Origin of the sequence: Caballeronia sp. S22 (assembly GCF_964261745.1) — a bacterium.
Classification (GTDB): domain Bacteria; phylum Pseudomonadota; class Gammaproteobacteria; order Burkholderiales; family Burkholderiaceae; genus Caballeronia; species Caballeronia jiangsuensis.
Genome location: NZ_OZ180035.1, coordinates 2,488,341 through 2,500,911 on the forward strand (window position 1 = coordinate 2,488,341; position 12,571 = coordinate 2,500,911).

11 protein-coding genes and 3 pseudogenes are annotated in these 12,571 nt (G+C 59.5%); 8 read left to right on the forward strand and 6 right to left on the reverse strand.

Annotated features, from left to right (window positions below; genetic code table 11):
• Positions 1-104: 104 nt before the first annotated feature.
• Both ACEN42_RS11705 and ACEN42_RS11710 read right to left on the reverse strand, forming a co-directional pair.
• Entirely contained in the window at positions 105-878 is a 774-nt protein-coding gene (locus ACEN42_RS11705; RefSeq protein WP_371880019.1) for an SDR family NAD(P)-dependent oxidoreductase, read from the reverse strand.
• Between the two features lie 184 nt (positions 879-1,062).
• Entirely contained in the window at positions 1,063-1,863 is an 801-nt protein-coding gene (locus ACEN42_RS11710) for an SDR family NAD(P)-dependent oxidoreductase (RefSeq protein WP_371880020.1), read from the reverse strand.
• Positions 1,864-1,974: 111 nt separating this feature from the next.
• Between ACEN42_RS11710 and ACEN42_RS11715 the strand changes: the two genes are divergently transcribed.
• On the forward strand, positions 1,975-2,532 hold the full coding sequence (locus tag ACEN42_RS11715; RefSeq protein ID WP_371880021.1) for a MarR family winged helix-turn-helix transcriptional regulator: 558 nt from the start codon (positions 1,975-1,977) through the stop codon (positions 2,530-2,532).
• A 203-nt stretch (positions 2,533-2,735) separates the two neighbouring features.
• Here the strand turns inward: ACEN42_RS11715 and ACEN42_RS11720 are convergent, their stop codons facing one another.
• A complete protein-coding gene (locus ACEN42_RS11720; protein WP_371880022.1) occupies positions 2,736-3,359 on the reverse strand; it encodes an SgcJ/EcaC family oxidoreductase in 624 nt (207 codons plus the stop codon).
• Positions 3,360-4,529: 1,170 nt separating this feature from the next.
• Here ACEN42_RS11720 and ACEN42_RS11725 point away from each other — a divergent pair.
• The 4 genes and pseudogenes from ACEN42_RS11725 to ACEN42_RS11740 form a co-directional block, all read left to right on the forward strand.
• Positions 4,530-4,661 (forward strand): hypothetical protein, encoded by a 132-nt coding sequence (locus ACEN42_RS11725; protein ID WP_371880023.1) that lies wholly within the window; start codon positions 4,530-4,532, stop codon positions 4,659-4,661.
• 901 nt (positions 4,662-5,562) lie between these two features.
• Entirely contained in the window at positions 5,563-5,760 is a 198-nt protein-coding gene (locus tag ACEN42_RS11730) for a hypothetical protein (RefSeq protein ID WP_371881117.1), read from the forward strand.
• Positions 5,761-5,865: 105 nt separating this feature from the next.
• Positions 5,866-6,156 carry a hypothetical protein gene (locus ACEN42_RS11735; RefSeq protein ID WP_374191181.1) on the forward strand — a complete coding sequence of 97 codons (291 nt, stop codon included), beginning with the start codon at positions 5,866-5,868 and terminating at the stop codon, positions 6,154-6,156.
• A 167-nt stretch (positions 6,157-6,323) separates the two neighbouring features.
• Positions 6,324-6,926: pseudogene (locus tag ACEN42_RS11740) on the forward strand (IS21 family transposase); the annotation flags it as partial.
• 111 nt (positions 6,927-7,037) lie between these two features.
• Here ACEN42_RS11740 and ACEN42_RS11745 read toward each other — a convergent pair.
• From ACEN42_RS11745 to ACEN42_RS11755, 3 genes are read right to left on the reverse strand one after another with little or no spacing between them, the layout of a single operon-like run.
• Positions 7,038-8,042: a tyrosine-type recombinase/integrase gene (locus ACEN42_RS11745; protein WP_371880025.1), complete on the reverse strand. Its 1,005-nt coding sequence runs from the start codon at positions 8,040-8,042 to the stop codon at positions 7,038-7,040.
• Positions 8,039-9,031, reverse strand: coding sequence for a tyrosine-type recombinase/integrase (locus ACEN42_RS11750; RefSeq protein WP_371880026.1), 993 nt, complete (start codon positions 9,029-9,031; stop codon positions 8,039-8,041). Before ACEN42_RS11750 ends, ACEN42_RS11745 begins: the two co-directional genes overlap by 4 nt.
• Positions 9,028-10,290 carry a site-specific integrase gene (locus ACEN42_RS11755; RefSeq protein ID WP_371880027.1) on the reverse strand — a complete coding sequence of 421 codons (1,263 nt, stop codon included), beginning with the start codon at positions 10,288-10,290 and terminating at the stop codon, positions 9,028-9,030. The genes ACEN42_RS11750 and ACEN42_RS11755 overlap by 4 nt, the downstream gene beginning before the upstream one ends.
• Positions 10,291-10,421: 131 nt before the next feature.
• Between ACEN42_RS11755 and ACEN42_RS11760 the strand changes: the two are divergent.
• The 3 genes and pseudogenes from ACEN42_RS11760 to ACEN42_RS11770 all read left to right on the forward strand — a co-directional run.
• A pseudogene (locus tag ACEN42_RS11760) lies at positions 10,422-11,327 on the forward strand (IS21 family transposase); the annotation flags it as partial.
• A 12-nt stretch (positions 11,328-11,339) separates the two neighbouring features.
• Entirely contained in the window at positions 11,340-12,107 is a 768-nt protein-coding gene (gene istB, locus ACEN42_RS11765) for an IS21-like element helper ATPase IstB (protein WP_371880028.1), read from the forward strand.
• Positions 12,108-12,205: 98 nt separating this feature from the next.
• Positions 12,206-12,457 (forward strand): annotated as a pseudogene (locus ACEN42_RS11770) (DDE-type integrase/transposase/recombinase); the annotation flags it as partial.
• Positions 12,458-12,571: the final 114 nt, after the last annotated feature.

Below are 12,571 nucleotides of genomic sequence, written 5' to 3' on the forward strand. Positions count from 1 at the left end.
AGCTCACGAAGGGCCTGCACGCAGCAAGTTTGAGTGGTCGGCGAGAGATCGGATCGGTCTTTCGCCAGCGCGGCGATCAGGTCATATCGCAAATACATCACCAATCAGGCGCGGTAGATCGGTGCCCCCTGAGGAGCGCCCGTCGCGCCACCATCCAGCACAATCTCCTGCGCGGTGATGTTGGACGATGCGCTCGACGCCAGAAAGAGCACTGCGTCGGCAACTTCATCCGGCTCACCAAGGCGGTTCAGCGGAATCTTCTGCTTGAGTTTTGCTTCGAGCGAATGCATTGCGTCCTGTGACGTTGCAACGACATCCCAGATGGGTGTGCGAGTGGCGCCCGGCGTCACCTGATTCACCCGAATACCCTTAGGGGCCAATTCGGCCGCCATGACACGGGTGAGTGAGCGAACAGCACCCTTCGCTGCTGCATAGGCAGACCAGCCCGGCACTCCTTGCACAGCATGCACCGACCCATTCAAGATCACCGACGCGCCTGTCTTGAGGTGCGGAATACACGCCTGCACGGTGAAGAAAACACTGGTCAGGTTCGTGGCAATCAAGGCCTGGAACACGGCTGGCGTCGTCCCGCCCAACGGCGTCATCCCTGCCGCACCGGCGTTCACGAATACGATGTCGACCGCACCTAAATCCTTTGCGATCTGATTAACGACAGGCTCGATGGCTGCCGCGTCGCTTACGTCGAGCTCGTACGTCGACAGATGCTCGCCCAGTTCGCTTCTCGCCTGTGCAAGCGTAGATGCATTCCTGCCGGTTATAGCGACCTTCGCACCCTCGGCAATAAACCGGCGAGCCGTAGCCAAGCCGATCCCGCTATTGCCACCGGTGATCAAGGCGACTTTTCCATGGAGCGTCATCGATATCTTCTTTTGCAAAAAGCAAGTTCGTCCCATCATCCACATGAATACGGACAGCGGATATGGACAGGTGGACTGCCTGGGTCTGGCGGCAACATGGTCTCGCAACGAGTCACTGCCATTCGCAATCTTTCGGCAGATCCTCGCGAATGCTTACGCGAACAGGATCTGCCGTCAGCATCCGTCAAGCCTTCCGATAGCGCGGTGCAGGCGTACCCGTCTGCGTCGCCGCGAACAACGCGGCGCGCGCCGCATCGTACTTCGCCCACAGGCTTTCGTCGGCGACCGACGGCCAGGTGACCGTTTCTCCGTTGTCGAGACCGGCCAGCGCAGAGTCGACCATGTCTTCCGCGCTCATCACGGTCTCTGGTCGAAGCGCGGACAGCGGCACGCCGGATACGCCTTCCGACCAGATTTCAGTCGCGGTCGACGCGGGCAGCACAACCTGCACCTTCACGCCAGTCTTCGCCAGTTCATCCTGAAGACCGCGCGTAAAAGCCAGCACATAAGCCTTCGTGCCGCTATAAACCGAGCTCACCGGCAACGAGTGGACAGCCAGCACCGAAGCGATGTTGATGATCACCCCGTCGTTGCGCGACAGAAATCCAGGCAGCACGGCGTGTGTCAGTCGCGTCAGCGACGTAATGTTCAGCGCCACCTGCGACGACGAATCGTTCAACGACGACTGCGCGAGCGGGCGCAGCCGGGCGAAGCCCGCATTGTTGACGAGCACATGCACGCTGGCATCGTTCGCAAGCACCGCTTCGACACTGGCGATGTCCGCATCCTTCTCGAGGTCGGCGACAAGAACCTGAACTTTGGCGCCGTGCGTCTCGGACAGCTTGCTCGACAACGCGGCGAGGCGGTCGGCACGCCGCGCGACCAGGATAAGGTCGTAGCCGCGCGCGGCCAGACGGTCAGCATAGACAGCGCCGATACCCGAGGATGCGCCGGTCACGACGGCGGTTTTCCTGGAAGTGGACATGCATTTCTCCGCTAAATTAAGTTGAGGGCTCAATTATTTGATTGAGGGCTCAAGTTTATAGCGATATCATTGGTACTTGTCAACGGTGCTGTACTCAACCATCCTTACGTCATGGGAAAGAAACGTGATGAAACGGCTGCCTCCGTAGCCGGCGTGGGCCGGGCGCCACGCGAAGAGAGGAGCCTTTTTGAGGATCTGGTGTGCACCAATACGTCGCTCAGGCGCGCGGCACGGCGCCTCGGTAATCTGTATGACGATGCGCTTGCGCCGTTAGGCCTGAAGGCAACGCAGGTTGGGTTATTGGCGGATATCGAACGGCTCGCGGCTGCTCGTGACCGTCAATGGCCTACCTTGCAGGATCTCGCGGGCAAGCTCGCGATCCAGATTTCGGCTGTGACGCATGCACTGCGGCCACTGATCCGAGATGGTCTGGTGGAATTGCGCACGGATGAGCAAGACAGACGGACAAAGCGCGCCGTTTTGACGGACGCTGGCACGGCCCGCCTGCACGAATCCATCGCCTATTGGGCAAAGGCAAACCAGCGCGTAGAACAGATATTGGGCCGCGATTCGGCTGCCAGCTTGCGCTCGCTCGCCGATCACGTGGCGTCGGATGCGTTCCTCGACGCGTATAACGATGGCCAGACTCGAGTTGCCAGGCGCTCCTAGTCACGCTCGTCCGCGAGTCGACGGCAAGGGTCGAGGTTGCGTGCTACCAGCCCAAAATCGACAAGACGTCAATTTGAGCGACTCCGGTGACCGTACTGGCCTTAAAACGGTCGTACGTTGCTGGCTGCCGACTGTCGCAAACTGGCCGCTTGCTGTCTATCGCGACGGGCCAAACTGCTTGCAGCATCACTGCGTTTCGTCCGTCACGGCGCGGCCGCTCCCTTCCCCATCGAGCTGGGCTCAAACGGTCTCGTTAGAGTGTTTTGGAAGGCGGAAACTTGCCAAACCCCGGACTCCTTCACGAATACTCGGAGGCTTAGCTCCCGATGTGCGGGCAGCGTCTGTCCCTCGAAATTTACGAGCCCCCTCAACTCGTTGTCAACGTGCACAAGAGCAACGTCTGGTCGAATAAACCGGATCGTTATGGCGCGAGTATCGAGTGATGCATTCCTTGCCCTTGTGCTCAGAATGGCCGCCAGCCCCTTTCGAATCTCTTCCCTTCCCTTTGCAACCTCGCCGCGGACACTGACGAAGTCGGCATCGGTGGTGTACATCCGGGTGGCCGCCTCGGCATCATGACTGTTGAAGCCCTGAGTCATCTCGGAAACGACACGCTTTATCGCCGCTTCGTCCTGAAGGTTACCTGTGCTCGGCACACCTGCATTCAGAGAGCAGCCGATACTGAAACTGATCGCCGCACCTGCTATCAGGGATGTTGACCATTTCTGTAGGCGTCTCACATTTTCCCCCTTAATTGAATCCCGGTGCGCCACCGAAGCGCACGTCAGCGGTCGAGGGGCATTGGTGACCACAACGACTGTGTTCAAGATTGTGCGCCAGCTATTCTTGCAGCGGTGAGTTCCACGCAGGGGGAAAGGGGGCGCTTCCCCGACCTATCGGGATACGGAAACCCCGGTGCCCGCGTTGCTTGCGGACACGGATGCCACCAATATGATCACGGCTGCGCCGGGCGGCCGAGCGCCGGTCACATGATCACGAGCGTAAGTCCGCTCTTCGAATTCAGCGGATATTCGAACGTCCGCGTGAAGGTCCTGCTGAACGTCTCTTGATGGCCGATTGCCGAAAATCGAGACTGGAGCGATGCGTGCCCAATGCAACCTCCCCGATTGGCGCAGTCGACCCGTGAGAGGCGATCGCCGCCCGCTGAGCAGTCGCTAGGTAGAGGTCTTGAAAGGGATATCAGGTGTGACTGGTAGGCGAAGCGGGATGAGGTCGACACCCCGGCGAGATCACTCACCGGGGGTCTTCCTCGCTACGACCTGGATCTACGTCGCAGAAGAACCACGACAACAGCGGGCAGCAAAAACGCCACCACCGGGGGCAGTCCGCCGTGCATCAGAACGCCAAAAGCGCCGATGATTGCCGTCATTCGCTGACCCAGGATGTCCGGAGTCGTTGATTTCGGTTGAGCCATAAGCCCTCCTATATTAACTTGCCACCTGTCTCTTGATGAGCCGGGAGGTAGCGTCCAGACTTTGCCGTCCTTTTCCCTTCAACGCAGTTGAGATGGCGACGGCAACCCGACTGCCCGGGTGCCGGGCCTCGCCTGAATGACGTGGCCGGGTCATTTGGTAAAGCAAATCAGCAGCCGGTCGGCTTAACCTAGAAGCAAGAGACCGTCAACGCTCTCCGCTAGGCGCTCACGGCGCGCCCCATCCCCTCCCGACGCTCCGCCTCCGCGTGCCCGCTCCCCGGCTTTTTCCCTGACCTCGACTCGTTTGCTGCCCTGCTTGCCGGGAATGAGGGACCCACCGCGCGCCACCGTTCACCGCTACCTCGGCCATGTCCCCGCGGACGGCCAGTCGTCCCGCGCCCTGTTCGGCCCAATTCGCCGGCAACTGGTCGCCTTCGCACGGTCGCGCCAGCAACCCAAGTGGCGGAGCTATTAAGCTTGCAGCGTCTGAGCAGAGCACCGCGGCGCCACCGTCGTTCGGGCCCAAAACGTGTTGCGTCATGCGCCGGTTCCCGATCCCCAAGTGGCCGATGGCATCAACTGGCTACCACGTCGGGTGGTGCGCGCGCTGGAGGCGGCAGACATCCGTACGCTTGCCGAACTGATGGTGCGGTTGCCGCGCCGACTCCCTGTTGGCATGCCCTCGCCGGGATAAGCCGGCTAGGCGCACGACACGTGGAAGCCTTCGTTGAAACGCACCCGGCCACAACGGCTCAAGCGCGGGCGCTAGCGTTTCAATCAACGGACCGCATCTTGGTCCCGGGGGAAGTGCTGAGTGTCCGAGGCGCTGCAGGGCGAGCGCCCTGTGGTGTTCCGTGTCGATCTCCTGTCGTGCAACCTTGTGTTCCCGGCCGCGCGTTGGGGAACGAGACTCCTTCCGGCGCCAGCACGACGTCCAACTCGCGTGTCACCGTCGCATCGGCTGTCAACAAAATCGCGAGGCACCTCGATTAGGTAGCGCCTTGAACGCAAGAAAGCGCCCGACTCGAACGCGCAGTCGCTGGAGTTTGACCAGCGCCCGAAGCCATCGTTGGCTGCTCGGCTCATTTTCAGTCCACGCCACCTCTTCACGTCGCTCAATTGTTTGTCGGCGTAAAAACCTCCCGCACAGACCGACATTCTCCTCCCTCTCGTCTTCAGTTCTCTAATCCTCTCTGCCCATCTCCGTCCCTCCGTGGACATTTCACAGGCTGTAAGTGGGTAGAGCAATCGATGACGCGCGGCGAGTTGTTTGTTCGTCAATGCGAAACCGACGCGTTGCCCGAAAGTCGGCGAAGTAAACAACACAACATCCATGCGACGTGGCGAACAAGAGCAGCTCGGTCCTTACGCTATTGAAGACACCAGTAAACAACGGATTGGCCACCGAGCGTACTAACGCTTTCGCCATTCGAGGCAACCGCTGAGGCCGAACTCGCAACCACCGAAATCTAAAGTTTTAGGAGACGGGGATATAAACACGCTCTCTTGACTGGACACCTTCCTCACTCAACGGAACAACGGTGTCTTCAGTCAATTCTTCTATTCAACTCAACACGATTGAACTTTTCGCAGGTGTGGGCGGCTTCAGACTCGGTCTTGAACGTGTCCACGGACACCCATTCTGCGTCACTCTTAGCAACCAATTCGAGCCCAGCCGCAAAGTGCAGCATGCAAGCAACGTCTATCGCGCACGGTGGTCCGGTGACGTGCATATAAACGAAGATATCGCCGCCGTATTGAATTCAGAAAGCGGGTGTCATCGGCACCTGTAAATTGATACACCGTCGGCACTGAGGAATTGATACACCTCGACAAAGGGATAATAGCCGCTTTAAGCGGCGATGATCTCGTACGAGGGATACATGCAGATCAGGATATTGCACAAGCAGGGCAAGAGCCTGCGTGCCATTGCTTGTGAGGTTGGCTGCTCCGTCAATACGGTGAGGAAGTATCTGGCGACGCAGGACGCGCCGACGTTTCGGCCCACGGCGACTCCGCGCGAGTCGATACTGAAACCGTTCGAAGCCTATCTTCGGGAACGGATTGCGTCAGCGGCGCCGGACTGGATTCCAGCGACAGTTCTGTGGCGCGAGATTCAGTCGAAGGGATTCGATGGCGGCGAGAGAATCGTGCGCAAGTTCGTTGCTGCGTATTTCGGACGAAGGTGACCGGCCGTTTCGGGATCGTGACCGGCGATTTCGGCAACGTGACCGGCCGTTTCGGGAACGTGACCGAACGGACCGGACGACAGGACTGGCGTTGCGCATGACATCAACCACGCGAGCTATGCTCGCCGGCTTTTGCCGGAGAAAGCATGCCCGCGCACCGGATGAACATGCGCATGATCAAGGACGTTTTACGACTTAAGTTCGACGGCGGTTTCTCGCATGATCGAATCGCCGCGTCGCTGGGCATTTCCAAGGGCGTGGTCACGAAGTACGTCGGACTGGCGGGTGCCGCCGGGCTGGATTGGGCGATCGCCTGTGATATGGACGAGGGCGAGCTCGAACGACGGCTTCTTGGCAAGCCCACCGGGCCCGCGGCCTATGCACAGCCCGACTACGGTCGCATTCATCAAGAGCTGCGCCGCAAGGGCGTGACGCTGACGTTGTTGTGGGAGGAATATCAGGCGGAGTTCGCGAATCAGAAGACCTACCGTTACACGCAGTTCTGCGAGCACTATAAGGCGTTCGCGAAACGGCTGAAGCGCTCCATGCGGCAGATCCACCGTGCTGGCGAGAAGCTATTCGTCGATTTCGCCGGTCCCACGTTGTCGTTGACCACAGGGCGCCGCGCGCACATCTTCGTGGCCGCCATGGGTGCATCGAGCTACACATTCGCATGCGCCACGCCGGCCGAGACGATGGAGGACTGGCTGAGTGGTATCGCCCGCGCGCTGACCTTCTACGGCGGCGTTCCACAACTGATCGTGCCGGATTTTGTTCCCGGCAACAAAATCGAGGTTCTGTGCCCGCTGGCGTTATGTGGCGGAAAGCGCGGTGTTCCCGTGCTGAGGCGGCGGGGAGCGAATATTTGAGCACATAATTTGTTACAGCGAATTGAGCCATTCGAGGAGGGTTTTGTCGTCCTTCCAGGCGGTACGAGCTCGGGATCCCGTCGAAATACCAGAATTCACCGAACAGGCTGCCAATGCTTGAGCCTTGGCCTTTAACGTTAGCTCTGCGTATCGATTTGTAGTATCCACGCTGACGTGTCCGAGCCAGCCACGGATCACATTGATTTCGACACCGGATTCCAGAAGGTGGACCGCGGCGGTGTGGCGAAACAGGTGCGGGCTGACTCGCCGAGGCTGTGGGATGTCCGTGTCCCACAATGCAGCATGTCGTCGAACGATCTTGTAGATCCCGAAGCGAGTCAGGGGACGGTTTCGTCCTGCACAGAAGACGTAGCCGTCAGGCGACGTATGCTGCTCTGTGAGCAGTTGCTGAAGACCCTTAGCCGTATCCTCCCAGAGTGGGCAGATGCGCCACTTATCTCCTTTGCCGTGCAGATGAACCTTGGCTGGAGCGACGAAATCGAGATGCTCCATGCGAAGATCGGCGACCTCTTGTACACGGGCACCGGTGTTGTACAAAAAGAGCAATAGGATTCGATCTCGGAGTGCAAAGCGCCCCTGCTTTGGAAGAGAGCGAAACAGTGCTGTCACCTCATCATCCGCGAGATAGTGGGTGTCAGGCAATGCTGTCCGCTTGACAGGGATCGCGGCGACGCGCTGGCAGGCTGCAAGCATCTCCGGCACTCGCAGAGCGAGGTATGAGTAGAAGGTATTCAACGCCGCGCGTCTCTGGTTGCGGGTACGCACAGAATTGCCACGCTGCTGCTCCAGGTACTTCAGAAATGCAAGGACTTGGTCGAAGCCGAGGTCCTCGATGGTCAGAGATGCGATTGAACCGCCACGTCGTTCGGATACAAAGCACAGAAACAGGCGGACGGTGTCACGATAGCTTCGGATCGAACCTTGGCGCAACCCCTTCTGCACTGGAAGATGATCCGTAAAGAACGACTGTACCAATGGGCCGAGAGATGGTGTCATGATGAGATGACCTCCTGGAGGGTTGCTGCGGCGAATGCCTCGTAACGACGGTTCGCCTGCTCGAGCAGTGCAGGTGTCGTTGACAGATACACCGAGGTGGAGCTCACATCGGCATGGCCCATGAACGTTGAAAGCGCAAGAAGATTCGCCTGTGGATCAAGGCCGTCGCGGTACCAGCGGGTCAGCACGCCAACAGCGAAGGCGTGGCGTAGATCATGGAGATGCGGATTCGGAACACCCGGTGCAATGTCCAGATGCAGCTTTGGAACCAGAGCATGAAAGGTCTGACTTACGGTGCCCGGACTGACGGGCCGTCCTCCACGCAGGCTAAACAGCGGCGCCTCATCCGAGACTGCGCGCGCGTCGTCCATCTGACGTCGCTGCACATGCTCGTTGAGCAACGCTTCGAGCTTGGGACCGAAGGGAACGAGCCGGCTCTTATAAAACTTCGTTTCCCGAATGATTAGCAGCTGCCGCTCACGGTCAACATCCTTGATACGCAGTCGGCAGGCTTCTCCAACGCGCAATCCGAGCCCATATAGAACAGCAAAAAGAACGAAATAGGTACTGCCCCGTTCAATGGTGCTTCCGTTGTCGGGAAGCGCCTTGGCCAGAGCGAACAGCCTCCTGGCGTCTGCCGTATCAAAGATATACGGCGCCCGGTCATATCTCGATCGACGCGGTGGTGACTGCAAGGGTGTCGCGGCGAGACTGCCGCGATCGACGAGATACGAGAAGAACCGGCCTATCGTGCAACGTAGGTGGTTGTAGCTCCTCGGGCGCGATCGTGGACGCGAGAGCAGGAACTCATCCACCAGGGGCGGAGTCACTTCGGAGAGGCGACCAACGCGCTTCTGTAGAAGGTAGGCGTCGAGCAGAACGAGCGTCTTCTGTTCAACATCATAACGCCTTCCCAACGAACGTTTGTGAACGATGAACTGCTCAATATCCGGCCCAAGAAAACTCTGGAAAGACGTGTGGGGACTCATAGCACATCCTCCCCGTCGCCCTGTGCGACATTGCGGAGTTCCTCGATCGCGATCTTGCCGTAAATCTGGGTCGACGAAATGTTTCGGTGACCGATATAGTCTCCAATATGCTTAAGTGAAAAATGGGCGTTGAGCAAGTGCTGGACGCAACTGTGGCGCAGTACGTGGGATCCAGTCCGTGGAACGCTGACACCGGCCTTGCGGATGAAGTAAGCAGCCCGCGACACCACAGCCGCGGACTGGATCGGAGCGAGCGGTGCCGTCATGCGCATGAACACTTCACGATGCGTTGTCGCCGGCCGCCCATTCTTGAGGTAGTCGACGATTGCCGCTCCGGCTACCGCCGACAGCGGGTAAGTGGTCGTATTACCGGCCTTGCGGTCGCGGATTCTGAAACGCTCGTTGCGCCAGTCAACATCGTCCAGGGAGAGTGCAGCAACTTCACAGGCCCGAAGCCCGTATGTCGCGAGCAGCAACAGCATCGCGTAGTCGCGCTTACCACAGGGCGAACGTCGATCAACGCTCGCCAGGATGCGCTCAACCTGATCCCAGGCGATCGATCGGGGAATGCCTGCGTATCGATACGATTGGGGAAACTCGACCAGCGAACTCAGGTCTCTGGAGACGACTCCTTCACGATACAGGTATCGCAGAAAGACTCGCAGTGTTCCACAGGCATTGCGAAGCGTGGTCCAGGCAACCCGTGGACCATACTCGGTGATGAAGCCGCTGATCACGGTCGGCGACACAGCGCGTAGACCGATGCCGTTGCGATCGAGGTAGGTTGCGAACTGTCGAAGGTGGAAGCGGTACTGGTAAATCGTACGCGGCCGGAGGCCCTTCTCCTCGACAAGGTAAGCCAGGAACTCCGGCGCCTGCCGCTCGAACGGATTCTCTGGCTTATGCGGGCGACCCGGACCAACGTAACCGTCAATTGCCAGTTGCAGCATCTGGCAAACGGGATTGCGTATCTCATGGGCCAACCTGCTTCTTCTGGAAGCGCACCGTCCACGCCCTCGTCGGCGAATCGAGGCTTGCACAAACGGTTCGACGTGGTCGCTTAGCTGCACCAATTCGTTCGCGCCGTGCGTCTTAGCGAACTCGCCGAATTCGACCAGAACCGGAACGCGGTGCAGCACGCTGCGGGGTGTATAGCCGTGCTCTGCCATCCAGTTGACGTACTGCTCGATCGCCGGAGCGATCCACGAAGCCCGGATGCGATCAACGCTCGCGGGACGAACATAATAGTTCTCGAGCATGACAATCTCCCAAGGAAAGTGGGAAGATCAACATGCCACGACGACTCGTTATGTTGCCAGTGAGGCAACAAAATGGCCCGCGGTCGCTACTTCCAAAAGAAAGGGCCACATAACGCCAGCGGGCACAGAAGCCGGACAACCCGCGCGCGATGATCGCCGACCCCGACCGTTACGAGCCGCGCGCGGGCGACACCGTGCTGGACTTCGCGCGTCACTACGGCACCTCATTTCTGCCTGCACGCGTTTATCGCCCGCAGGATAAACCGAAGGTCGAAGTGGCGGTTCAGGTGGTCGAACGTTGGATCATGGCGCGCTTGCGTCATCGCCAGTTCGAGTCGGTCCAGTCGGTGGACGACGCGATCCGCCCGCTACTGAAGAACTTGAACGAGCGCCCATTTCAGAAGCTGCCGGGATGCCGCGCAAGCGCGTTCACCGAACTGGACGCGCCGGCCCTGCAACCGCTGCCGGCGCAGCCGTATGAGCTAGCGCGGTTCAAGGCAGTGACGGTTCACATCGACTATCACATCGAGATCGATAAACATCGCTACAGCGTCCCGCACGCGCTTGTCGGACTCAAGCTCGATGCGCGCATCACAGCGGGTGCCGTCGAGTTGTTGCATCGCGGTCGCCGTGTGGCCAGCCATGCCCGCAACGATCGCGTGGGAGGCTACACCACCGTCGTCGAGCACATGCCGGCGGCACACCGCGCCCATCTCGAATGGACTCCGCAGCGGCTTATCCACTGGGGTCAGCAGATTGGCGGCGCCACCGGCGCGCTCGTCGCGCGGCTTCTGCAGGAACAGCGCCATCCCGAGCACGGCTATCGGGCATGCCTTGGGTTGCTTTCGCTCTCACGTCGCTATGGTCGCGACCGTCTCGAAGCGGCATGTGCGTTGGCGCTCGAATTGGGTGTGCATCGTTACCGCCACGTGCGCGACATCCTGGTCAACAACCGCGACCGCGCGGCAGCGACCACGCCTGCCGAATGGGTCAGTCCGAGTCACGCGCATGTACGCGGCCCCAGCTACTATCAATAAGGAGAATCGGTCATGATGATGCACCAAACCTTGACGCAACTACGCACCCTGAAGCTGGACGGATTCGCCAACGGATTGGAAGAGCAGCTGACGCAACCCGGCACTGCGGCTCTGAGTTTCGAGGAACGCCTGTCGTTGCTGGTCGACCGGGAAGCAAGTTGGCGCGATGATCGTCGCCGCACCCGACTGCTCAAACAAGCACGCCTAAAGTATCCCCAGGCCGCCATCGAAGATCTCGACACTCGCGCTGGTCGAGGCGTGGACCCGCGTTCGCTCACAAGCCTGGCTCTCGGCGACTGGGTAGAGTCGGGATACAGCCTGCTCATAAGCGGTCCAACCGGCGCAGGGAAATCATGGCTCGCTTGCGCCCTCGCGCAGTATGCCTGCCGACGCGGACACTCCGCGTTGTACCTACGTGTGCCGCGCCTCGGCGAGGAACTGCGCGTCCTCCACGGCAACGGCGGCTTCACCAAATGGTTGCTGCAGGTTGCTCGCGTTGATGTTCTCCTGCTGGACGACTGGGGGATGGCTCCGCTCGACGCGATGGTTCGAAACGATTTGCTCGAGATGATTGACGACCGATCTGCCGGCAAAGCCACGATCGTGACCAGCCAGCTACCAATCGAACACTGGCATGGCTGGATAGGCGACGAGACGATCGCCGACGCAATGCTAGATCGCCTCATGCAGCGTCATCACCGCATCAAACTGACGGGCGAATCTCTCAGAAAACCATCTACGACGCCCAGCGTGCTGGAACCAGAACTCGACCAAAACTAGCAAGGAAATCTACAATCAATACCGCGCAACGCCTGACCCTGCCGAATCGGTCACGTTCCCGAAATCGGCGGTCACGTTCGCCGAAATACGCAGTTGCCACATTGCGGCCTGTACCGGTGCCCGATCCTTTGGTGCGATTCGAGACTGCTGCGGGCGATCAGATGCAGGTCGACTGGGTCGAGTTCCGCAGACGCAAAGGAGCGAATCTGTTCGCATTCGTGGCCACTCTCGGCTATAGCCGTGCGACCTACGTCGAATTCGTTTCCGACATGCGGCTCGATACTTTGCTGAGGTGTCACGTCAACTGTTTTAACTGGTTCGGCGGTGTGCCGCGCCGTGCGCTCCTCGATTTTGTTGCCGGGAACAAAATCGGGCTTCTGTGCCCGCTGGCGTTATGTGGCCCTTTCTTTTGGAAGTAGCGACCGCGGGCCATTTTGTTGCCTCACTGGCAACATAACGAGTCG

Excerpts from the sequence above, each read along its gene's own strand:
- ACEN42_RS11755 (WP_371880027.1), bottom strand. The coding sequence starts at position 10,290 with ATGCTCGAGAACTATTATGTTCGTCCCGCGAGCGTTGATCGCATCCGG.
- ACEN42_RS11710 (WP_371880020.1), bottom strand. The coding sequence starts at position 1,863 with ATGTCCACTTCCAGGAAAACCGCCGTCGTGACCGGCGCATCCTCGGGT.
- ACEN42_RS11750 (WP_371880026.1), bottom strand. The coding sequence starts at position 9,031 with ATGAGTCCCCACACGTCTTTCCAGAGTTTTCTTGGGCCGGATATTGAG.
- istB (WP_371880028.1), top strand. The coding sequence starts at position 11,340 with ATGATGATGCACCAAACCTTGACGCAACTACGCACCCTGAAGCTGGAC.
- ACEN42_RS11705 (WP_371880019.1), bottom strand. The coding sequence starts at position 878 with ATGACGCTCCATGGAAAAGTCGCCTTGATCACCGGTGGCAATAGCGGG.
- ACEN42_RS11715 (WP_371880021.1), top strand. The coding sequence starts at position 1,975 with ATGGGAAAGAAACGTGATGAAACGGCTGCCTCCGTAGCCGGCGTGGGC.
- ACEN42_RS11745 (WP_371880025.1), bottom strand. The coding sequence starts at position 8,042 with ATGACACCATCTCTCGGCCCATTGGTACAGTCGTTCTTTACGGATCAT.